The 21,243-nt window shown below is 67.5% G+C and carries 22 protein-coding genes; 8 read left to right on the top strand and 14 right to left on the bottom strand.

What is annotated here, in order from left to right; translation table 11 throughout:
- Positions 1–87: 87 nt before the first annotated feature.
- Positions 88–636, top strand: a complete 549-nt coding sequence (locus ARADN35_RS0108545; RefSeq protein WP_050812487.1) for a P-loop nucleotide/nucleoside kinase family protein — start codon at positions 88–90, stop codon at positions 634–636.
- A 451-nt stretch (positions 637–1,087) separates the two neighbouring features.
- Positions 1,088–1,531 (top strand): YybH family protein, encoded by a 444-nt coding sequence (locus tag ARADN35_RS0108540; protein ID WP_010461085.1) that lies wholly within the window; start codon positions 1,088–1,090, stop codon positions 1,529–1,531.
- Positions 1,532–1,551: 20 nt separating this feature from the next.
- Here the strand turns inward: ARADN35_RS0108540 and ARADN35_RS0108535 are convergent, their stop codons facing one another.
- Complete coding sequence (locus ARADN35_RS0108535) at positions 1,552–2,520, bottom strand: DMT family transporter (protein WP_010461084.1); 969 nt, start codon at positions 2,518–2,520, stop codon at positions 1,552–1,554.
- 120 nt (positions 2,521–2,640) lie between these two features.
- On the opposite strand from ARADN35_RS0108535, the gene ARADN35_RS0108530 reads away from it, so the two are divergent.
- Entirely contained in the window at positions 2,641–3,531 is an 891-nt protein-coding gene (locus tag ARADN35_RS0108530; protein WP_010461083.1) for a LysR family transcriptional regulator, read from the top strand.
- 25 nt (positions 3,532–3,556) lie between these two features.
- Here ARADN35_RS0108530 and ARADN35_RS0108525 read toward each other — a convergent pair whose 3' ends face one another.
- From ARADN35_RS0108525 to ARADN35_RS0108510, 4 genes are read right to left on the bottom strand one after another with little or no spacing between them, the layout of a single operon-like run.
- On the bottom strand, positions 3,557–4,207 hold the full coding sequence (locus tag ARADN35_RS0108525) for a DsbA family protein (RefSeq protein ID WP_010461082.1): 651 nt from the start codon (positions 4,205–4,207) through the stop codon (positions 3,557–3,559).
- Positions 4,208–4,210: 3 nt separating this feature from the next.
- Positions 4,211–4,480 carry a hypothetical protein gene (locus tag ARADN35_RS0108520; RefSeq protein ID WP_181147533.1) on the bottom strand — a complete coding sequence of 90 codons (270 nt, stop codon included), beginning with the start codon at positions 4,478–4,480 and terminating at the stop codon, positions 4,211–4,213.
- 14 nt (positions 4,481–4,494) lie between these two features.
- Positions 4,495–4,935, bottom strand: coding sequence for a nuclear transport factor 2 family protein (locus ARADN35_RS26080; RefSeq protein ID WP_010461080.1), 441 nt, complete (start codon positions 4,933–4,935; stop codon positions 4,495–4,497).
- A 36-nt stretch (positions 4,936–4,971) separates the two neighbouring features.
- Positions 4,972–5,835, bottom strand: coding sequence for an MBL fold metallo-hydrolase (locus tag ARADN35_RS0108510; protein WP_010461079.1), 864 nt, complete (start codon positions 5,833–5,835; stop codon positions 4,972–4,974).
- A gap of 117 nt (positions 5,836–5,952) precedes the next feature.
- Between ARADN35_RS0108510 and ARADN35_RS0108505 the strand changes: the two genes are divergently transcribed.
- A complete protein-coding gene (locus ARADN35_RS0108505) occupies positions 5,953–6,846 on the top strand; it encodes a LysR family transcriptional regulator (protein ID WP_010461078.1) in 894 nt (297 codons plus the stop codon).
- Between the two features lie 231 nt (positions 6,847–7,077).
- Here ARADN35_RS0108505 and ARADN35_RS0108500 read toward each other — a convergent pair whose 3' ends face one another.
- The 4 genes from ARADN35_RS0108500 to ARADN35_RS0108485 all read right to left on the bottom strand — a co-directional run bounded on the left by ARADN35_RS0108500 (position 7,078) and on the right by ARADN35_RS0108485 (position 12,245).
- Positions 7,078–9,198 carry an alpha/beta hydrolase domain-containing protein gene (locus ARADN35_RS0108500; RefSeq protein ID WP_010461077.1) on the bottom strand — a complete coding sequence of 707 codons (2,121 nt, stop codon included), beginning with the start codon at positions 9,196–9,198 and terminating at the stop codon, positions 7,078–7,080.
- 183 nt (positions 9,199–9,381) lie between these two features.
- Positions 9,382–10,377 (bottom strand): Bug family tripartite tricarboxylate transporter substrate binding protein, encoded by a 996-nt coding sequence (locus ARADN35_RS0108495; RefSeq protein WP_010461075.1) that lies wholly within the window; start codon positions 10,375–10,377, stop codon positions 9,382–9,384.
- An 83-nt stretch (positions 10,378–10,460) separates the two neighbouring features.
- Positions 10,461–10,862, bottom strand: coding sequence for an AtuA-related protein (locus ARADN35_RS0108490; protein WP_010461074.1), 402 nt, complete (start codon positions 10,860–10,862; stop codon positions 10,461–10,463).
- Positions 10,863–10,874: 12 nt separating this feature from the next.
- Complete coding sequence (locus ARADN35_RS0108485) at positions 10,875–12,245, bottom strand: acyclic terpene utilization AtuA family protein (RefSeq protein ID WP_010461072.1); 1,371 nt, start codon at positions 12,243–12,245, stop codon at positions 10,875–10,877.
- A 128-nt stretch (positions 12,246–12,373) separates the two neighbouring features.
- Between ARADN35_RS0108485 and ARADN35_RS0108480 the strand changes: the two genes are divergently transcribed.
- The gene (locus ARADN35_RS0108480; protein WP_010461070.1) at positions 12,374–13,267 is read left to right on the top strand and encodes a LysR family transcriptional regulator; all 894 of its coding nucleotides are present in this window, start codon (positions 12,374–12,376) and stop codon (positions 13,265–13,267) included.
- 87 nt (positions 13,268–13,354) lie between these two features.
- On the opposite strand, the gene ARADN35_RS0108475 is transcribed toward ARADN35_RS0108480, so the two are convergent.
- Both ARADN35_RS0108475 and ARADN35_RS26075 read right to left on the bottom strand, forming a co-directional pair.
- Positions 13,355–13,747, bottom strand: a complete 393-nt coding sequence (locus tag ARADN35_RS0108475; RefSeq protein WP_010461069.1) for a VOC family protein — start codon at positions 13,745–13,747, stop codon at positions 13,355–13,357.
- An 82-nt stretch (positions 13,748–13,829) separates the two neighbouring features.
- A complete protein-coding gene (locus ARADN35_RS26075) occupies positions 13,830–14,363 on the bottom strand; it encodes a 2'-5' RNA ligase family protein (protein WP_010461066.1) in 534 nt (177 codons plus the stop codon).
- A gap of 343 nt (positions 14,364–14,706) precedes the next feature.
- Between ARADN35_RS26075 and ARADN35_RS0108465 the strand changes: the two genes are divergently transcribed.
- The 3 genes from ARADN35_RS0108465 to ARADN35_RS0108455 all read left to right on the top strand — a co-directional run bounded on the left by ARADN35_RS0108465 (position 14,707) and on the right by ARADN35_RS0108455 (position 17,092).
- Positions 14,707–15,744, top strand: a complete 1,038-nt coding sequence (locus ARADN35_RS0108465; RefSeq protein WP_010461065.1) for an NAD(P)-dependent alcohol dehydrogenase — start codon at positions 14,707–14,709, stop codon at positions 15,742–15,744.
- 98 nt (positions 15,745–15,842) lie between these two features.
- Positions 15,843–16,175 (top strand): ArsR/SmtB family transcription factor, encoded by a 333-nt coding sequence (locus tag ARADN35_RS0108460; RefSeq protein ID WP_010461063.1) that lies wholly within the window; start codon positions 15,843–15,845, stop codon positions 16,173–16,175.
- A 122-nt stretch (positions 16,176–16,297) separates the two neighbouring features.
- Positions 16,298–17,092, top strand: a complete 795-nt coding sequence (locus ARADN35_RS0108455) for a sterol desaturase family protein (RefSeq protein WP_010461061.1) — start codon at positions 16,298–16,300, stop codon at positions 17,090–17,092.
- A 44-nt stretch (positions 17,093–17,136) separates the two neighbouring features.
- Here the strand turns inward: ARADN35_RS0108455 and ARADN35_RS0108450 are convergent, their stop codons facing one another.
- The 3 genes from ARADN35_RS0108450 to ARADN35_RS0108440 all read right to left on the bottom strand — a co-directional run bounded on the left by ARADN35_RS0108450 (position 17,137) and on the right by ARADN35_RS0108440 (position 21,243).
- On the bottom strand, positions 17,137–19,353 hold the full coding sequence (locus tag ARADN35_RS0108450) for an ATP-binding protein (RefSeq protein ID WP_010461059.1): 2,217 nt from the start codon (positions 19,351–19,353) through the stop codon (positions 17,137–17,139).
- Positions 19,338–20,558 carry a radical SAM family protein gene (locus ARADN35_RS0108445; RefSeq protein ID WP_010461057.1) on the bottom strand — a complete coding sequence of 407 codons (1,221 nt, stop codon included), beginning with the start codon at positions 20,556–20,558 and terminating at the stop codon, positions 19,338–19,340. The genes ARADN35_RS0108450 and ARADN35_RS0108445 overlap by 16 nt, the downstream gene beginning before the upstream one ends.
- 184 nt (positions 20,559–20,742) lie before the next feature.
- Positions 20,743–21,243 (bottom strand): hypothetical protein, encoded by a 501-nt coding sequence (locus ARADN35_RS0108440; protein ID WP_010461054.1) that lies wholly within the window; start codon positions 21,241–21,243, stop codon positions 20,743–20,745.

Below are 21,243 nucleotides of genomic sequence, written 5' to 3'. Positions count from 1 at the left end.
CACCGTTGAGGGCTTTTTTTCGTCCGCCCTATGGAAAGCTCTCCCTGCTTGCAGAGAGGGCTTTTTGCATTTCTGGAGCCTTTTTTCATGCACACCGCTTCGACACACGCCGCCCCTTCCACCATGGCCGGCACCTCCCCCCGCATTCACCTGGTCATCGGCCCGGTGGGCGCAGGCAAGTCCACCTTGGTTCGCCAACTGGTGCAGCAGCACCGCGCCGTGGCGCTCAATCTGGACGACTGGATGGCCACGCTGTTTTCGCCCGACCGGCCCGATACCGGGGACGTGATGGCCTGGTACATCCCCCGCACCCTGCGCTGCCTGGAGCAGATCTGGAAAACCGCCGAAGCCGTGCTGGCCGCCGGCGGCGATGTGGTGCTGGAGGTGGGCCTGATCCAGCAGCACCAGCGCGACGCCTTCTATGCGCGCATGGGGCCGTGGGCCGACGCCATGGTGGTGTACGTGCTCGACGCACCGCGCGAGGTGCGCCGCGAGCGCGTGTTGCGGCGCAATGCCGAGCAGGGAGAGACGTTCTCGATGGTGGTGCCTCCGCTTATCTTTGAGCTGGCCAGCGACCTGTGGAAGCCGCCCGGGGAGGCGGAGTGCGCCGAGCGGTCGGTGGTGTTTGTGCCGTAGCAGAGGGGCCACGGTGGGCGACGGTGCTGACCCGACGTCAACCACCCAGCCCTAGGGATCCTCTGCACGAATCGAGCGGCAAGTGGGCGCTGTGGATCGGGAGGGGCTGCAAGGCGCAAAACGCAGCAATAGCCGTAGCTATTGCGAGTATTTGCAACGCCGCAGACCGCCCGAGACCGCAGATGCACACGGCGCGATGATTCATGCAGAGGGTCCCTAGCGATGGCCTGCATAACTCCCTGCGGTCTGTGACAGCGCGGCCTCGCGAGGGTTATGCAGGCCACCCCTAGGCTGCGCGGCAGAACGCCGCCCCCTTCCGACGCCACGCAAGCCGCACCTCCTACATCCCGCGGTGGCACGCGCACTAGGCTGGCGTAAGCCAGGGTACGCACCCACCGGGACCACGCTCAACGCTGTTCCGGCGCCGGGGCTGCCATAAGGAGCACCACCTATGAATGCACGCAATGACTTCCCCGATCGGCCTACCGTCTCGTTTCGAGAGTTCCTGCGCACGCGCGAACGGATCTCCAACGACTACATCAATGGCAACCCCGAGCCGCTCGACGGCATCGCCACGCAGCACGACCCCGCCACGTTCTTCCCGCCCAATGGCACCACCGTGCAAAGCGCCGGCGAGGTGTCTGCTGCCCAGCACCAGGGCGCACTGCGCTTTCGCAAGGGAAGCACGGGGCAGTTCGAAGTCATGCAAAGCGCCAGCAGCGGCACCCTGGCGTTCTGGACCGGGGTGCAGCACGCCGACGTGCGGACGGAGGGCCAGGAAGAGCGCGTGCCGATGCAGTTGCGCACGACAGAGGTCTTCCGCCTTGAAGGGGGCGAGTGGAAGCTGATCCATCGCCACGCCGACATGCGCAAGACGGACGAAGCAAAAGGCTGAGCTGCAGCCCGCGCAAGACATCAGCCAGACCGGGCCAGCGGCACCACGCCCGGCCGCCGGAGGGTCCACAGCGCTGCGGCCATCAGTGCCACGCCGCCCAGTTGCACGGCGCTCAGCGTGCGCCCATACACGCACCAATCGACCAGCACCGCCGTGAGCGGGTACACAAACTGCAGCACCGCAATGCGCCCCAGCCCCAGGCGCGCCATGCCGGCAAACAGCACCACGTAAGCCAGCCCCGTGTGCACCACGCCCAGCCCCAGCAGCCAGGCCCACGCGGCGCCCTGCTGCGGCCAGCCTAGCGCGAAGGGGGCCCACACCAGCGCCACCGCGCCCACCAGGCACTGCCAAAACGCCATCGCAAAGGGGCTGATGGTTTTCTGCGTGTTGGCGAGCAGCGTGACACCCGCATAGCAGAGCGAGCCGCCCAGGCACATCAGCACGCCGGCCATGTAACCGCCGCTGCTGCTGGCCGCTGCGGCGGCTGCGGAGCCGTCCAGCAGCCCTGTGGTTAGCACCAGCCCGCCCAGCGCGGCCAGGGTGGCCAGCCACTGCGTGGGCGAGACGGCCTCGCGCAGGAAGAGCGCGCCGAACACGATGACCCAGATGGGCTGGATGTGGAAGATCACCGTGGCCACGGCGATGGATGTGCGCGGGATGGCTGCAAAGAACAGCGCCCAGTTCATCACCATGAGCACGCCCGTGGCGCAGGCCACCCAGCGCGCTCGCCCGTTCAAGAGCAATTGACGCCCCCGGCCCGTGGCTAGGCACCAGGCCAGCAGCGCCAGCGCACCGAATGCGCAGCGGAACCACACGGTGACCAGCGGATGCTGGCCCGCCTCTTCCACAAAAACACCGATGGTGCCCAGCAGCACGCCGCCGGCGATGAGCAACCACTGGCCGTCCCGCTCGCGGGTACTGGCGGGCACTGTGGAGGGGATAGGCGCGGCAAGAGATGAGGGCGTGGCGGCACTGGCTTTCTGGTTCATGCCGTCGATGCTCGAAGATTGGCACACTGGTGTAAAGCGCATAGTTCGAACAGATACCATTCGATAAACGAATTTTTATCCCGACAGGTTTTGCCAACACAAAACCAGAGAGCTGACGCGATGAACTACCCCGATTTCCAGATTGACTGGCTGCGCGCCTTTGTGGCCGTGGTGGACGCGGGCTCGCTCTCGCGCGCGGCGCCGCTGGTGCACCGTTCGCAGTCGGCGGTCAGCATGCAGATCAAGAAGCTGGAGGCCGCACTAGGCCGCCCAGTGCTGCTGCGCGGGCCGCGCCATCTGGAGGTGACACCCGCCGGGGCCGAGCTGCTGTCGTACGCGCGCCGCGTGCTCGATCTGCAGGCCGAGGCGCACGCGGCGCTGTTCGGCCCGCAGCTGGCGGGCCGGGTGCGGCTGGGGGTGCCGGACGACTACGCATCGACCTACCTCACACCGGTGCTGCGCAGCTTTTCGCACCGGTACCAGGGCGTGGAGATTGAGTTGACCTGCGAGCAATCGACCTCGCTCATCCCACGCGTGGTGCGCGGCGAGCTGGACCTGGCCCTCGTCTCGCGCGACAAGCCGCAGCGGGGGCATTTTTTGTTTGAAGAGCCGCTGGTGTGGGTGGGGGCTGCGCAGTTTGAAGCGTGGCGGCGTGACCCGCTGCCGATTGCGGTGTACGAATCGGCCAGCATGGCCCGACAGGCCACCCTGGCGGCACTGGACACGCGGCGCCGAGCCTACCGCATCGTGTACCACAGCTCCAGCCTGGCGGGCCAGCTGGCTGCGGTGGAGAGCGGTTTGGCGGTGGCGGTGCTCACGCGGTGCAGCGCGCCAGCCCATCTGCAAATCTTGCAGAACCTGCCCGCGGAGTTTGACCTTCCGCCGCTGGCTTCGATGAATGTGGCAGTGCTGCGCAGCAAGGTGTCGCTGCGCTCACCGGCTGTGGATGCGATGTACGAACAGGTGGTGCGGACACTAGGGCGGCGGGGCGAACTGCTACCCAAGGCCTGAGCGCCGCCGCCGGTCATCCACGGCGTCAGGCCGCCAGGATGTGCTCCAGCAGCTTTTCGCGCGGCCCCAGCAGCGCATCGCCCCCGATCAACCGCAGCGCACCGCCCGGCCCCGCCACCACCAATTGCGGCACGCCCCGGGCGCCCACGGCGCGCAGCGTTGCTTGGGCGCTGGCGATGCGTTCGGCCACCAGGTTGTGCAGCGCGGCAGTGGCTGCGTGCGTCAACGCTGCGGCATCCGCCAGGCCCAAAGCCCGCAACAGGTCCGCCAGCACCTCGGGTTCTGCCGTGTCGCGGCCTTCCACATAACGTGCGTGCTGCAATGCGTGCAAGGCTTCCAGTTCACTTTCAGGCGCAGTCTGCGCCACGGCGGTCAGCGCGAGGGTGGCAGGGCCTGAATCAAAGCGGCCGGACGCAGCACCCAGAATTTGGTCGCGGTAGGCCTGCGTGAAGGGCTGGCCTGTGAGCTGCTGGATGCGCTGGTCATTGGACCAGGCGTACGCAGCGAACTGCGCATCCATGGGCCGCGCCCCGGCGCCCGCAAACAGCCCCGTGGGCGCCAGCGAGACGTGCACGCCATCCACGCCTTGCAGGTATTGCAGCGCCGGCGCGGCGGCGTAGCACCAACCGCACAAGGGGTCGAACAGATAGGTCACCGTGGTGGGCATGGAGGGCATGGATCAGGGTCTTTCAACGTCAGGGGGTGAGGATGAAGCCAGCGCGGCCTCGAAAAGCGCCAGCTCTTCGGCGAGGGTGCCCCGGCTGCGGAAGTGGCGGCCTGCACGGTCGTACCAGTTCTCGGCATCTTCCAGATCACCCTCTTGCAGGTGCAGGATGCCGTGGAGCCAGGCGGCGAGCATGGAGCCGTCGTGTTGCACCAGATCGTGCGCCGCGTTCCAGCGCCCGGCGTGCAGGTGGTCCAGGACGGGTTGAAGGGGGTGGGTTGGCACGATCTGGTGTCCGATCACTTTTGGGGGTTGGTGAACATGGGGTTGCCACTGACCGTCTTGACCGTTTCTTCTTGCAAGACGTCCCAGTGCTCCACAATTTTCCCGTTGGCCAGGCGGAAGATATCGACGCCAATCATGACCTTGGGGCCCATGCCCGCGTAGCGGCCGTGCATCATGACGAAGTCACCTTCGGCCACCACCATGCCGGGCTCGTACTTGAAGTCGGGCGGCAGGCTGCCGACCCACCCCTTCAGAACCTCGGACCCGTTTGGCACCGCAGGGTTGTGCTGGATGTAGTTGGGGGACCAGTATTTGTCGATGACCGAAGCATCGCGCGTGATGAACAGGCCCTTCATGCCGGCCACGACGATTTCCTTGTTGGTCTGGGCAAACGCATTGGCAGAGAAAACTGCGGCCAGCGATGCAGCGACGAGGAACACTTTGAACGGTTTCATTCTTGACTCCAGTGAGGGTTGCTGTTGACTACGGGCTTACCACTTCATCTCGCCCTTGTTCACCTTGGCGCCGATGTCCAGCGACAGGCCCATGGGCGCTGCAGGGTAGGCCTTCTTCATCGCGTCGATGAGTTCGGCGCCCGTCTTGGTGGCGGCGGCATTCTTCTCAAACGCTTGCAGGTAGCCCTTGGTGTAGGTCACCGCTGTCACGTCCAGCGTGGTGCCGGGCAGCATGTGGCCGGGCACCACCACGGTGGGCTGCAGGGCAGCCATTTCGTCAAGCTGGGCGATCCAGGCGCTGCGCTCAGCCACGGTCTGGGTGTCGGCCGTCCACACATGCAGGTTGCCGAACACGCCGATATTGCCCACCACGGCCTTCACCGAAGGAATCCACGCATAAGGGCGGTGCGCCAGCAGGCCGGTGGTGCCACGGATCTCGACCGTCTGGCCGTCCACCGTGAGGGTGTTGCCGCTGATGGCCTTGGGCAGCACAGGCGTGCGCGGTGCATTGGCACCCATCTTGGGGCCCCAGAAGGCGAGCTTGCCGGCGAGCTTGGCGTTGATCTTCTCCAGCACGGCGGGGGTGGTTACCACCTCAGCCTTGGGGAAAAATTCCTTGAGCGTTTCCACGCCGAAGTAATAGTCGGGGTCGGCCTGGCTCACGTAGATGGTCTTGAGCTCCTTGCCGCTGTCGAACACGTTGGCGGCAATGCGCAGTGCGTCGGCACGGGTGAAGCCGGCGTCGATGACCATGGCCTCCTTCTCGCCGTACACCAGCGTGGAGTTGACGTTGAAGCTGTTGCCGTCGGCGTTGTAAACCTTGATCTGCAGGGGCTGGGCGGCGTGGGCGCCAGCAAAGGCAAGGGACAGGGTGGCGGCGATGAGGGTGGTGCGGAACATGGCGGTTTCTCCAGGGTTTGAAGGGGTTTGCGTTAATGACGGAATGAAGTTTATTTGCACCAATCGATCCAATAAACCCCATAAAATGCGCATATTTGTTGCACCAATAGAGCAAATATGGACCGTCTGACCGCCATGCGGGTGTTTGTGGAAGTGGCCACCAGCGGCAGCTTCAGCGCCACGGCAGACCGGCTGGAGATGTCGCGCGCCATGGTCACGCGCTATGTGGGCGAGATGGAGCAGTGGCTGCAGGCGCGGCTGCTGCAGCGCACCACCCGCAGCGTGACGCTGACCGATGCCGGTGAACTGGCGCTGCGCCGCTGCCAGCAGATGCTGGCGCTGACCCAGGACCTGGAAGAAGAAACCGCCACCACCACTGAAGGCGAGCTGCGCGGGCAACTGCGCATCACCTGCAGCGTGTCGTTTGCGTATGCGCAGATGGGCGCGGCGATTGCTGACTTCTTGGCGCAACACCCGCAGCTCAAGATCGACCTGGACGCGAGCGAGGGCTCGCTGAACCTGGTGGAGCGCCGCATCGACCTGGCGATCCGCATCAGTGCCGAGCCCGACCCGCTGCTCATTGGCCGGCCGCTGGCGCGCTGCGATTCGGCGCTGGTGGCATCGCCCGCCTACCTGGCGGCACACGGCACGCCCCAGGAGCCCGCCGACCTGACCCGCCACCGTTGTTTGAGCTACGCCAACTTTGGCAAAAGCGTGTGGCAGCTCACCCGCGGCGACGAGGTCGCCCGCGTGGGCGTGACCAGCCCCTTCAGCGCCAACGAGGCCACCACGCTGATGCGCGCCGCCTTGGCGGGCGGCGGCATCGCACTGCAGCCCACCTACCTGGTCAACCCCTATCTGCACAGCGGCGAACTGCAGGCCGTGCTGCCCGCGTGGAGCCTGCCGGTGATGACCATCCACGCGCTGTACACCTCGCGCAGGCACCTGTCGCCGGCGGTGCGAGCGCTGCTGGATTTTTTGGTGCTGCGGTTTGCAGGGGCGCCATGGTAGTGGTGCGTTAGTTGGCGTAGTGGCCAGGGTGAGTGCTACTTTTTTAATAGCTGGTGGCGCTTACGGATCAAGCGCTGGTGGCTGTTTTTGCTTGATTTTGAGGGGCGCTCGAACGCTCGGCGGTGTTCTGGCCCCTCGCCCCTTGCGGGAGAGGGGTTTGGGGAGAGGGGGCCGCCGCCAAGAGGCACAACGGCACCAGAACCACAGCCCCACCCCACATACCCCATCACCTCACGGCAACACCGCAGCCGCCTTGGCCCGCGCAATCTGCAGGTCCGCGTCACGCTGCAGCAGCAGGCGCTGCGCCACCAGCGTGTTGGCCGCTTCGGTCACGGCTGTCACGTAGCCGTCTTGCGTGCCGTACAGCTCTTCCAGCGACGGCCGCGCATCGCCCGCCGCCAGCCGCGCGGCGCGCGTCTTGTGGAAGGGGATGAAGCTGCCGGTGAGGTTGGCCAGATCGGTGATGCCGGGCGTGGCCACGTAGTTGAACTCGATGCTGGTGCCCAGCGGCGCACGCGCCTCCACGCTGCGGATGCCGGCGCGGGTGAGGCCGGTGGACGCATCGACCTGCGGCACCATGATCGCGTAGTCACGGCCCAGGTTGCGCGGGGGCAGGATGGTGGCGATGCCCGATTCGTCCTGCGGGATGTACTGTGGCCCGAAGTCGAACAGCGGGAAGTTGTTGTACAGGCCCCGGTAGCTGAACTCAGGGATGGCCGTCTGCACGCCGCCCACGGACCAGGTCAGCCCCTTCATGGCCGGGAACGCCAGCGCCTCGGGCCGCACCAGCGTGCCGTTGTCGATGCGCGGCACCTGGCTGGCGGGCGGCAGCGTGCCGCGCGCCACCCAGTCTTCCAGGTTCAGGAACAGCGCGCGGAAGGTGTCGTTGAACTGCACCACCGTGCCCGTAGGGTAGGTGGCGCGCGTAGGCGCATACGCGATGCTGGCCGTGCCCCCTGCCCCGCCGTGCTGGGTGCTGGCGTAGTAGTAAATGCGCGCGTTGTCGGGCTGGGTCAGGTCCTTGGTGCCGCGGGCATCGGTCAGCACGGGCGAGCCCTGCAGCTGCCAGAACTCGGTGCCCGACAGGCCCAAAAAGAACTTGGGGCAGGTGCTGGTGGCGGCGCAGCGCTTCATCACCCCGCCCTGGCGGCCGCTGATGTCGTCGTTGTAGTCCTTGTCCAGCCCGCGCGGCGCCGTCTGGCCGAAGGCCGTGTGGTCGGTGCGCAGGCCCCCGCCGCCGCCGGGCACGGCAAAGCGGGTGTTGATGTGGGTCTGGCGCGCGGCCACGTGGGCGAAGATGCCGTCGAAGACCTTGCCACCGTCGAGCGCCTGGTTGAAGCCCAGGTGCAAGAACGTCTTCATCGCGTTGCCCGACTGCGAGGTGCCCTGCCCCAGCGTGTACTGGATGCGGCCCGCCAGCGGGTTGGGCGTGCCCGACGAGTCGGCCGACTTGCTGCGAAAGAAGCTCACCGTGTCGCGCAGCGCGGCCAGGCCCACGCCCATGACCTTGGGGTCCTTGGCGACGTAGACCAGCTCGTACAGGTAGGCCGGGTCGAACCCGCCTTTGAGGCACACGCTGGTGGGGCTGGCGGTGCCGGGGAAGGCATTGGCGCCCGCGTCACAGGTGGCGAACTTCCAGTCGGCTGCGGGCACGGGCACGCGTGCATCCGTCTCGTTGGCGCGGCGGGTGAGCGAGTAGCCGGGCTGGGTGTTGTCCAGGCTGGCGGGCTCGTACGGAATCATGGAGCCATTGAACACGCCGCCGGGCAGCGTCATGGACGGGCTAGCCACGGTGGGCACCAGCTCGGCACGGTAGGGGCCGGTGATGCTGCTGCCGTCCTTGTTCTTCGCCACGGGCACCGTCACCGTGAGGCGCGCCGGGGTGGTCTTGGGCACGTCGCCCTGCCAGGCGGAGTACAGCATCACGTAGCCGCGCTCGAGGTACACCGCGTCGCTGGGCGTGGCCGTGGGGTTCAGCATCGTGAGGATGTTGCCGCGGTTGGGTGCGTCGTAGCGCAAGACACCGCTGGCCTTGGCCATGTTCTTGGGCTTGAGCATGACGAAGTCGGCCTGGTACTCGACCATGCCGTTGGCGTTGGTGGGCGCGAGCGCCAGGTCCTGGATGGTGGCGTTCTTGGGGTCCTTGGGGTCGACCTCGCCACTGATGGTGCCGGTGAGGCGCTCGTACTCGCCCACGTCGCCGTAGCTGCCGGGGAAGGCTTCGGTGGCGGTGATCGCCAGCTTGAAGGACGGGCCTGGGGCGGCATCGTTGCTGCTGCCTCCGCAGGCCGCGAAGGCCGTAGCGGCAGCGGCGGTCAGCGCGAGTTTTCCGAATGCATGAAGGGATTGCATGTTGTCTCCTTGGATGGATGGGTGGTAGTGGCCGCTTGTGCGGCTCTAAGGAAAAATGGCGGCGTCTGTGGCACCGCGCGGGCAAGGCTTCGCCCACACCTGCCGGTGAACGGCAGACGGCGTGAGAAAAATGGACGGAAAGAATGAAACCCGGGGCTGGTCAGCCCGCGCCGGGCGGTCGGCTTACTCGGCCTCGATGCCGGCGGCCTTGATCACCTTGCCCCACTTCTGGGTCTCGGCGGCCTGGAATTTGGCAAGGTCGTCCGGGCTGGTTGTCCACGCCTCGGAGCCGGCGTTGTCGAAGAAGCTCTTGGCCGCCGCGCTCTTGGTGGCGGCGGTCAGCAGTTCGTTCAGGCGCGCCACCACCGGTGCGGGCGTGCCGGCGGGCACATAGGCCGCAAACCAGTAGCCCATGTCGTAGCCCTTCACGCCGGCTTCGTCCAGCGTGGGCACATCGGGCAGTTGCGCGCTGCGCTTTTGGGTGGAGTAACCCAGGGCCCGCAGCTTGCCCGCCTTGACCTGGGGCACGCCGGTGGAGGTGTCGGTGATCATCAGGTCGATCTGCCCGCCCAGCAGGTCGGTGATGGCCAGCGGGTTGCTCTTGTAGGGCACGTGCAGGATGTCCACGCTGGCCAGTTGCTTGAGCATTTCGCCGGCCATGCGGCTCGACGAGCTGCCGCTGCCGAAGCTGAGCTTGCCGGGGTTCTTCTTGGCAAAGGCCAGCAGCTCGCCCACGTTCTTGTACGGCGCGCTGGCATTGACCACCAGCACCTGCCCGCCCTTGCCCAGGCCCGTCACCGGCGCAAAGTCCTTGACCGGGTCGTACGAGAGCTTCTTGTACAAATGCTCGTTGGCCGCGTGTGTGGTGTTGGTGGTGATGAGCACGCTGTACCCGTCGGCCGCCGCCTTGGCCACGGCAGACGCCGCGATCATGCCGCTGGCACCGGCCTTGTTGTCGATGACCACCGCCTGCTTGGTGTCCGTGGTGATGGACTGGCCCAGCGCGCGCGCCAGCTGGTCGGTGGCACTGCCGGCTGCAAAGGGCACGACGAAGGTGATGGCCTTGGCCGGGTAAGCCTGCGCATGGGCAGCCCCGCCCTGCAGCGCGCCAAGCGCCAGCACGGCAGCGGCCATCGCGTGGCGTCGGCCCAGGTTCAACAGCGAAGTGGATGGGTTCATGTTTGTCTCCTTGTGTGTAGGTATGGAAAAGCGGGAAGCGGGAAGCGGGAAAAGTAATCGGTCACCCGGAAAAGATGCGACGGCTATGGCGGTGGCGGCCCGCCCAAGTGCGGTGCCAGCGCGGCGGGCACGGTGACGGGCATGTCCAGCAGCAGGTAGCTCAGCGCCTTGCCGTGGCTGTCGAGGTTGAGCGCGTCGTTCACGCCGCCGTCCAGCACATCGTCCAGCACGATGTTCATAGCCTGCAGCTCGGGTAGCAGGTAGCGCGTGACCTGGCGCGGCTGGCGCAGCGCGAACTGGCGGGCCACGGCGGCTTCGGTGACCTGGTCGACCAGCGCATCCCAGAGCGCGGGGTGCCAGGCAATGACGCTGATGTTGGAGCGGTTGCCTTTGTCGCCGGTGCGGCTGTGGGCCAGGCGATAAAGCGGAACAGTGATGGTTGCCGCGGAGGCGGGCTGGGTTGCGGCCTGGGTTGCAGAAGTCATGGTGGTGGTCCCTCAATCAACCATCTCAAAGCGCACGGCCACCGCATCGCGCGGCACCAGGCACGACACCGTGCCCAGGCGCGGGCGTATGGCGGTGCGCACGCCGCCGCCGCCGGCAGGCCCGCAGGTGTAGAGCGCGGTCACCTCGCGCACCAGGCGCTGGGCGCTGGCGTGGTCGCGGTGCTGCAGGGCCACGCGCAGGCGCACATCACGCATGTCGTTGTGGGCGTCGCCGCTGTCGCTGGCGGGCGCATCCAGCCACCGGCTGGTGTCGTCGCCGAAGATGCTGGTCACGCCGATCAGGTCGATGCGCAGTGGGCCCAGGCCGCTCAGCCGCTCGCGCAGCACCTCGCCCGCCAGGCGTGCGCGGGCTTCGGCGCGCGGGCCGGCGTAGGAGATTTCGCCCTCGGCGAACCAGCCGGATTCAAAGCACACGTTGACCTTGAGCGTAGGGGGCTGCGCATGGCCCTGCACGCCGGTAAGGCGCACGGCGTCGGTGCCCACGGCCTGCACGCGGGCCTCTCTGATGTCGGCCACCACGTCGGGCGTGAGGTACGCCGCGGGGTCGTGCAGCTCGTACAGCAGTTGCTCCTTGACGGTGCGCTCGTCGATGCGCCCGCCGGTGCCGGGCGGCTTGGTGATGGTGCAGTGGCCGTCGGCATCGATCTCGGCGATGGGGTAGCCCAGTTGCGCCAGGCCCGGCACGTCCTTGTAGCCGGGGTCGGCAAAGTAGCCGCCCGTGACCTGCGCGCCGCATTCGAGCAGGTGCCCGGCCATGGTGGCGCGTGCCAGGCGGTCCCAGTCGTCAGGGGCCCAGCCGTAGTGCGCGAGCGCCGGGCCCAGCACGAGCGACGGGTCTGCCACGCGGCCGCAGACCACGATGTCGGCCCCGGCGCGCAGCGCATCGGCAATGGCCTGTGCGCCGATGTAGGCGTTGGCGCTGACGATGGGCTCGGTGGGCATGGCATCGCCCAGGGCGTCCTGCAGCAGTGCGCGGTGGGCGGGGCCACTCAGGTCGTCGCCCTGCAGCACGGCAATGCGTGGGCGGGAGTGGCCCAGCTCGGCTGCCAGCGCGTGGATGCGGCGTGCGGCGCCGTGCGGGTTGGCCGCGCCGAAGTTGCTGACGATGCGCACGCCGTGCGCCAGGCACAGCCCGAGTACGGGGCGCAGCAGGTCGGCCAGCAGCGGCTCGTAGCCGGCATCGGGGTCGGTGCGGCGGGCCAGTTGCGCCAGGGCCAGCGTGCGCTCGGCCAGGGTCTCGAAGATGAGCACGGACGGCTGGCCGCTGGCGATGAGCGCCTGCACCACGGGCAGGGCCGCGTCGGTGCGGTCGCCCGAAAAGCCGGCTGCGCAGCCGATGCGCAGAGGGGTGTTGTTCACCATGGGTTTGTTGTCTCCTGGGGGCACTTTAGAGAGACTGCGGTATTCTGTGAAATCGATTGTTCCAATGAATCCATCTGAATTTCAGATAAATCAATCAGCAGCCGGTTTACCAGCCGCCGCCCTCCCCCATGAGCACTGCCCACCTCTCCAGCCGCCAGCTCGATGCCTTTATTGCGCTGGCAGAGCAGCAAAGCTTCACGCGCGCAGCAGCGCTGTGCCATTTGTCGCAGCCCGCGTTCAGCGCACTGATCCGCGCACTGGAGGACGACCTGGGCCTGCGCCTTTTCGACCGCAGCACGCGGCATGTGGACCTGACGCCCGAGGGGCAGAACTTTTTGGAATCAGCCCGCCGCATCCGCAGCGAGATCACCAATGCGCTCGGGGCTCTCCGCGATGCCGCCACCCTGCAGCGCGGGCGGGTGGCCGTGGCGCTGCTGCCATCGCTTGCTGCGGGCTGGCTGCCCGCCGTGCTGGCGCAGTACCGCGCGGCGCACCCCGGCATCGAGATCGACATCGCCGACGTGCTGTCCGAGCCGTGCATCGAGCGCGTGGCCAGCGGCCATGCCGACTTTGCGCTGGCCGCCATCCGCGCCGACACCCCTGCTTTGCAGGCCGAGCCTTTTTGCAGCGATAACTTCTACCTGGTGTGCCCCGCAGACCACCCGCTGGCACGCCGCCGCAAAGCCATCACCGCGCAGGACTTGGCCGCCTGGCCGTTCATCCACCTGGCCCGCACCAGCAGCGTGCGCCAGTACCTGGAGGCCGCCCTGCACCCGCAGGCCATGCACACGCTGATGGAGGTGGAGCAACTGGCCACCGTGATGGGCATGGTGCGCGCGGGCCTGGGCATCAGCGTGGTGCCGGCGCTCACGCTGTTCCACTTCGAGCAGCCGGGGCTGGTCACGCGGCCGTTGTCGCTGCCCGGGCTCACACGGCAGATCTACCTGGTGCGGCGGCGGGACGAAAGCCTGTCCGTGGCGGCGCAGGCGCTGTATGCGCTGGTGATGGCGCAGCGGCCTTGAATCACAGGCGGCAATTACTATAAATTTGATAGCTAGTAGCGCTTATAGATTAAGCGCTGGCGGCCAATTTCACTTGGAATTCAGCCCTCAACCCGCTGTAGCGCGCGCGTAGCTCACGGTCAGCATCTCCCACTGGTGCCCATCGGGCTCGTTCCAGTAGACGATGCGGCCACCGTGGGCCGTGTCCACCTGCCCGTCCACGGGGCCGTGCACGGCGCTGCGGTACGGGATGCCCGCGGCCTGGATGCGCCCGAGGATGGCGCTGAACTCCGCGTCGCTCACCCGAAAGCAGTAATGGATGCGCGGAATGGGCTCGGGCCATTCGTCGAAATCGATGGTGAAACCATCGTTCACGAACACGGGCGCAAACGGCCCGACGCCGGTTTCGGACCAGGGCACGCCGAGCAGTTCGGCCAGCAGCCGGGCGGCGGCCAGTTTGTCGCGGGCGGGCACCATGAGGTGATCGAGCTGGATGGGCATTGTCCAAACCTCCCGTAGAAGTCCAAGGCCTCACGGCCTTGGAGGAACCAGATGGCCGCAGTGTAGGGGCAGCCGCAGGGGTTCAGCCCGCCAGCGCAAACTGCCCCAGGTGCTCAAACCGCCCCTCAACCACCTGCCCCACCCACAGCGCCTCCACGCGGCCGGGCAACGAGACACCTGCAAGGTTGCGGTCAATGCACCACTGCCGCGCTCGCGCGGCGGAGGCAAACGCCCCCACCGTGATATGGGGCGTGTAGGGCAGATCCAGCCGAAGGTGGTCGGCCAGCGGGCCGCTGTACAGGGCATCGTGCAGCAACGAGAGCGCGGCGTAGCCCTCGTCCGGCACCAGGTAAGCATGGGTGCGCTGGCTGCAGGCGTCGGCCCCCAGCATCGCGTAGCGGCAGTGAAAGGCGATGGCCGCAGTGCGCGCCGCCACCGCCGCCACATGGGCCAGGTAGGTGGTGGCGTCCACCCCGTCACCAGCAAACACCAGCGTGAAATGTGGACGGATCAGCGCATGGCCGGTGGGGTCGTTGTCGGCGCGCCAGGTGTCCACGGCAAGCAGGTCTTGTGCATCGCATTCGGGGTAAGCCACGGTGTAGAGGGTGGGGTTCAAGGGGTGCCTCCGCAGTGTGTCTTAGAACCTGTTCAAGATCTTTTCAGGGTCGCACAAGTACCTTGCCCGAAGGGTTGGAGTGAAATCGGGCGATTGGACGCCCCGGCTGCTGGCATGGGCACGAGCCCATGCGGCACATCCGAAGCATCCACTCATCCCGATTGCACTCCCATGCGATCCCCGAAAAGATCTTGAACAGGTTCTTAAGCGTACTGCACGATGGACTGGGCGGGAGGATCGCCAGGTACCCCACCCAAGGTCGGGTTGCGTGCGGGAGATGTATCTGCCTACGCTCTGCGGCTGCGCGTATCTGCCCTCCCTTCCCGTGACCTTGCCAACCCCCATGCCCGACACCCCCCATACATCCGCAGCCCCGTTTGCCAGCCCCTCTGCGGCCCACGCTCCCACCACCCTGCGGGCCTGGGTGTGCCACGACTACGGGGGCGCCGAGGTGCTGGAGCTGCAGACGCGCCCCGGCCCCACACCCGGCCCGCGCGACGTGCTGGTGCGGGTGCTTGCGGCCAGCGTGTCGTCGGCCGACGTGCGCATTCGCACGCAGAACCTGCCGCGTGGATTTGGGCTGCTGGGACGGCTGGCGTTTGGTCTGGCGCGGCCACGCCAGCCGGTGCTGGGGACCGACGTGGCCGGCGTGGTGGAGGCCGTGGGCCGTGACGTGCAGGGCTTTCAACCGGGCGACGCCGTATTGGGCGTGGCCGGCGTTGCCATGGGCTGCCATGCCGAATACTGCGTGCTGCCCGCCACCAAGCCCCTGGTGCACAAGCCCGCGCGGCTGTCATTTGTCGAAGCGGCCAGCCTGCCGTTTGGTGGTTTGGCAGCGCTGCACTTTCTGAACAAGGCCCAGGTGCGGGCGGGCGAGAGGGTGCTGGTGATTGGCGCGTCGGGCGCCGTGGGCAGCGCCATGGTGCAGCTGGCGCGGCACCGGGGTGCGCTGGTCACGGGGGTGTGCAGCGCGGGCAATGTGGCGCTGGTGCTGGCGCTCGGCGCACACGACGTGGTCGACTACACCGCGCAGGACTTCACCCAAACCGCGCAGCGCTGGGACGTGATTGCCGACACCGTGGGCGCCAGCAGCTTCGCCACCTGCCTGGCAAGCCTGAACGAGCACGGCCGCTACCTGTCGGTGGCGGGCAGCCTGATGGAATTGTTGGCCCGCCCGCGCGGCACACGCCGCAGCATCGGCGGCCCTGCGCCCGAGCGTGTGCAGGACCTGCAGATGCTGGTGGATCTGGCCCGGGCCGGTGCGCTGCAGCCCGTGGTGGACCGCACCTACCCCTTCACCGATTTGCCCGCTGCGCACGCGTATGTGGAGACGGGGCGCAAGCGCGGGGCGGTGGTGGTGGTGGCCTGGCCCGAGCCATGACCGAAGTGGGCCACACCCCCTCAGGCTGACGGAGGGGTCCGGCAAAGGGGATTGCCGCGAGGTTGACATGTGCATTAATGTGCACATATGCTCTACCCATGACCTCCCCCCGCGAAACCGCTGCCGCCGCCTGCATTGATGCACTGGACAGCGCCTTCTTCAAAGCATTGTCCGAACCCGCGCGCGTGGCCATCTTGCGGGTGCTGGTGCTGCAGGGCCGCGCCGATGTGGGCTCGATTGCCGAGCAGGTGCCCCAAGACCGCTCCGTGGTGGCGCGCCACCTGCAGGTGCTGGAGCGTGCGCGCATCCTGCGGTCGGAGACCGAGGGGCGGCACACCTTCTACGCCATCGATGGCGACGGTGTGCTGGAGCAGATGAAGGCCCTGACCACCCTGCTACAGACCCTGCAGCCGCTGTGCTGCCCCCGTTGACCGTCGCCAAAAGAATCCTCCCCCGCCAAGCCAACTCCGCCAAGCGGGCACAGCAATGTGCCCATTTTTTCCACACAACATGTGCACATCGACGCACATATGCTCACCAAGAAAGGCCTTCCATGATCGACGCCCCCCACTTCCCCTTGCTGGCCCCGCTGCTGGTCCCCACGGCCTATGCCCTGATGTGGGCGGTGGAGGCGCGCTCACCCGCGCGCAGCTATGCGCCCGTGCCCGGCTGGCAGCGGCTGGGCGTGGCGTTTTTTGTGCTGACGGCCATGGTGGGCTCGCTTGTGCCCTGGTTGCTGCAGGCCACGGGGTTCGCCGCGCTGCGCGTGCTCGACCTGAGCGCGCTGAGCCTGTGGGGTGTGCCGGTGGGGCTGCTGGTGCTGTCGCTGGTGCACTACGCATGGCACCGGGCCGAGCACCGGTTCGATGGGCTTTGGCGCATGGGCCACCAGCTGCACCATGCTGCGCCGCGCGTGGATGTGCCAGGCGCCTATGTGGTGCACCCCTTCGAGGTGCTGGTCAAAACCGGTATGGGCGTGGCCCTGGGCACGGTGGTGCTGGGGCTGGCGCCCGCAGCCGCGGCACTGACCACGGCCCTGCTGGCGGTGCTCAGCATTTTTCAGCACTGGAACATCCACACCCCACGCTGGCTGGGCTGGCTGCTGCCCCGGCCCGAGATGCACGCACTGCACCACGAACGCGATGTGCATGCCCGCAACTATGGCGACCTGCCGGTGTGGGACATGCTGTTTGGCACCTATGCCAACCCCGCGCGGTTTGACGGCGAAGTGGGCTTTGCGCCGCAGCTCGCCACCCGCTGGGGCGACATGCTGCGCATGCGGGATGTGCACAAGGCCGGGGTGGAATCGCCTGCGGCACGGGGTTGCTGCGGATTACTACAAAAATAGTAGCTATTAGCGCTTATCCATCAAGCGCTGGCGGCCAATTTGGCTCATATTTTTACCGTGCTGCGCGCCAGCATCGCCAGCTCCTGGCGCAGCAGCAGTTCCACCTCGGTCGGCTCGAACTGGCCCTGCAGCAGCGGGATGGCAAAGCGGTAGTCGGCGTCCTGCTTGCGCAGCACATAGGCCAGCTGCAGGCGGGCCAGCGACTGGCGCAGCGCCTGCGCGTCGGCGGTGATGCCGTGGCTTTGCAGCAGCTGGGCCAGGGCCACCAGGCCGGTCTGCCCGACTTGGGCCGTGTGGTAGACGGCGATGCGGTCGAGGCGGCAGGCGGCCTCGTCGTGGCTCAGGCGGCCCCAGCCGGCCAGTGCGTCCTGCACCGCCTGCGAGGCCAGGGCCTGCGTGAGGTGGCGGGCTTCGATGGCGCGCTCGCCAGGCTGCAGGGCTTCCAGGCACTCCTGGCACAGGATGGCGACGAGGTTGGCGCGCTGGCCGCTGGCGTCCACGAGCTTTTCCACCAGCGTGTCGCTGGCAAAGCCCAGGCGCAGCCTGCGCAAGGGCTCGGTGGCCAGCTCGCGGCAGGCGGCACGCTCCAGCCCGCCGATGGCCAGCACTTCGCCAAAGTTGCGCAAGGGGCTCTGGTAGTCGAGCACGGCCGTGGCGTACAGGTCCCAGAAGCCCGCGAGCATGAACCAGCAGCGCCCCTCTTCGCTCAGCGCGCGCAGCGTGGACAACTGGGCGTAGCCGTGGTTCGACTCGTCGCGGAAGAACAGGTCGGCCTCGTCGATCAGCAGCACCAGGCGCTTGCCCTCGTACTGGGCCTGCAGGTGGTCCACGATGGCTTCGAGTGGTGTGTCGGCGGCCAGGCCAAACTGCAGCGCCATACGGGGCGCCAGGCGGTGGTCGCGCAGCGAGACGTAGTGGCACACGGTGTGCGGGTGGCCTTGCAGGCGGCGCTGCACGGCCTTGAGCAGGCTGCTCTTGCCCAGCTGGCGACCGCCCACCACCAGGTAGTTGGCGGGCTCGCGGTTGATGACACGGGCGAGCAGCTGTGCGCGGCCAAAGAAGGCGCCTTCGCGGGTCACGCCGCCACGCGTCTGGTACGGCGAGATGCGGGTGATGCGCAGCTGCGCGGCCAATTGGCGCAGCAGCACCTGCAGCGATTCGCCGCCGATCAGCCACTCGGTCTGGCTGGCGCTGTCCACCATCACGTGCAGATTGGCGCGGTCATCGGCGTGGGCGCGCAGCAGCGGGCACGGGGTTTCCACGCTGTGCTCGCTGAGGATCAACAGCACGTCGCTGCCGGTCTGCGCGGCGCGCAGCTGGCGCAGCGCGGTGGCTTCGTCGATGCCCGGGGTGGGCACAAAGACGAGGCAGCGGTCCAGCGACACGGGCAGGTCGGGCGGAAACTGCCACTCGAACACCTGGCCGGGCAGCGCCCAGTCGCTGCTGGGCTGGCAGCGGGCCGACACGCGCTCGGCCAATGCGCGTGCCAGGGCCGGTGCATGGTCGGCGCCCGTGGCCTGGGCGCACAGCACGGCGCGGCGCCAGTCCACCATGCGGATGTCGGCGGCCAGCAAGGTGGCCTCCAGCCGCCGCAGCCAGCGCAGCAGCCGGTCGATCTGCGGCAGGCGCGCCAGGGGTGTGCGCCGCAGACGCGCAGGGCGCAGCTGGCCCGCGCCGATCAGGGGGTGGCGCACCACCCACACGACGGCGCCCACGGCAAAGATCACTGCGCACCACAGGATGAGCGAACGCAGCCAGGCGAACGGGTCGGCATCGGGCGCGGGCTTGGTGGCGGGCTCGAAGTCGTCGGTGCTGCCTTCCTGACAGTTGATGGGCAGGTAGCCAGAGGGAATGGGCGGGTTGCCGGGCCGGCACGTCCAGGTGTGGGTGCCGGGCTTCAGCTCCACCACCACCTGCGTGCCGGCCAGCTTGCCGAGCTCGGGGTTGTGGGCGATGTCGGCCTGCAGCACGTTGGGGCGCGGGGAGGTTACGCGCAGCTGCGGGTTGGCAATGCGCGGCGCGTATTCCTGGATGTCCTTGGGCCAGGCACCGAGCTCATTGCGCGCCTGGATCAGGGCAACGCGCCACTGCACCAGCTCGCCCCACACGGGGCCAACATTGACCGATGCCAGGAACGCGCCCCGCGTGACCGGGTTGAGCTGGGGCGTGAACAGCGCGCTGCCCACGAACAGCGTGACCGCCGCAATGGCCACCGCACGCACCACGGCCTTGGACAGCAGGGGCTTCAGTCGGTCGAGCATGAATCCAGCACCATCAAACCCGCATCGCGAATGGTGGCGCAGCGCCAGTGCAGCCGCGCCGCATCGCCCGTGCCGCGCACATGGATGAGGTTGCCCCAGAACAGGCTGCGCAGTTCGTCGTCTTGCAGATAGGGGCGCGCACGGCCCAGGTCGTCGGCCTGCAGCAGCTGCTGCAAACGCGTGCGGGTGGCAGGCGCCTGGGCCAGCGGCAAAAAGGTCTGCCACAGGCGCGGGCTGCTGGCCAGGTGCGTGCGCAGTGCGCTGGACGACGCATGTCCATCGCCCACACCCTGGTCCACCAGCCATTGCAGCCCCTCTTCAAACAACGCGGGGTGGCCGCCGCTGAGCGCCTGCAACTCGGCCACCACCGGCCCGGTCCAGGTGTGCTCGGGCCAGCGGTGGCGGGCCAGTTGCATCAGGTCGTCCAGCGACGGGTCGGGCCAGTGGTTGACCTGCGCGATGTTGAGCAGCGACAGGTCGCCGCTGCGGTATTTGAGGTCGGCCAGCGCCTCACCGCCGCACAGCAGCAGGTGCAGGCGGCCGCTGTGCATCTCGCTCAGGCTGCGCAAAATGCCCGCCAGGGTTTCGCGCAACGCGGGCGTGCCTTGCTCAAAGCGGCTGACCAGGCAGAAAATGCGCTCGCCCGCCAGCAGGCGGCGCTCCAGCGCGGATTCGAATTCGTAGTCCGACGCTACTTCGCCCAGGCCGCACTGGCGGCCGATGGCTGCGAAGTAATCGGCCTGCGCGGTGCTCACGCTGTACGGCGGCTGGATGTGCAGCACCGAGCCCTCGCCATACTGCGCACGCGCGCGCTGCAGCAACTCTTGCCGAAACGGCGGCTGCCCCCAGTGCGCGGGTGACAGCAGCATCGAGATGGGGTACGGCACGGCCTGCGCCAGCTGGGCGAACACACGGCCCTGGAACGCAGCAAAAGGCTGGGCGCCCACGGACTCGGCCTGCAGCGGAAACTCGGGTTCGAAGCCGGCAGCACTGAGCAGGCGGTTGGCCTCGCTCTCGGTCAGGCGCAGGTAGCGCGTGCAGGCGACCACACGGTCGCGCGAACGAACGTTGGGGGTAGAAACGCCGTTGCGCCAGTTGTTCACCGCCTCGCGGCTCAGGCCGATTTCGGTGGCCACGCCCGAGGCACTGGCGCGGATGCGGCGCATGTAGAGCGAGAGAAGGTCGGCAAAAGAGTCGGTCGCCATGGGCTGCGCAGGGGTGCTAAGGAGGGATGGCAGGGCAAAAAACTGCCCACGGCCAGAAGAAGAAAAAATGGCGGTGGCTTGCACGGATTGTCATCTGTGCCCGCGCACCGCCCGCCCAGGGGCTGCAGACCAGGCGGAGAAGCGCCGAGCCCGTGCCGGTGCGTGCAGGCTCAGCTCCGTGGGGTCACATCCACCGTTGCACCATCGGCCAGGCCTTGGTGCAGCCCAGCCCACATGCCACCAGCACCGGGCTGTACAACACGATCGCGCCGACGATGGTCATCAGCCAGCCGGGTTCCTCCTCCTCCGCCTCTGCCTGCGCGCCCTCTTCTTGCCCCCCTCCTTCGGGCTTTGCGATCTTGGCGGCCTTGTCTTGTGCGCCCTGTCTTTTCGCCTCAGCTTCCTCTTCGGAGGCATCGCCCGTCATCTCCTGCACCAGCATCACCGCCACCACCACCAGCGAAACGCCCAGCGCCGCCAGGTAGGCATATTGCAGTTCGATGCGCTCCAGCGGATAGAAGTACCCGGCCAGCACGATGGCGGGCGCCACAAAGAAGATGTGCATCATCAGGCGGTACCAGGGGATGCCCCCTTCCTTCTTCTCCAGCGCGCCCATGACCATGCGGTACGTCAGTGCGCCCAGCACAAAAATCACCCCACCCCACCATTCGATTTGCGTCAGCAT

This window comes from Acidovorax radicis N35 (assembly GCF_000204195.1).
GTDB classification, from domain to species: domain Bacteria; phylum Pseudomonadota; class Gammaproteobacteria; order Burkholderiales; family Burkholderiaceae_C; genus Acidovorax; species Acidovorax radicis.
Note: the sequence above shows the minus strand (reverse complement) of the source record. Positions and strands in the feature narration are given on the sequence as shown.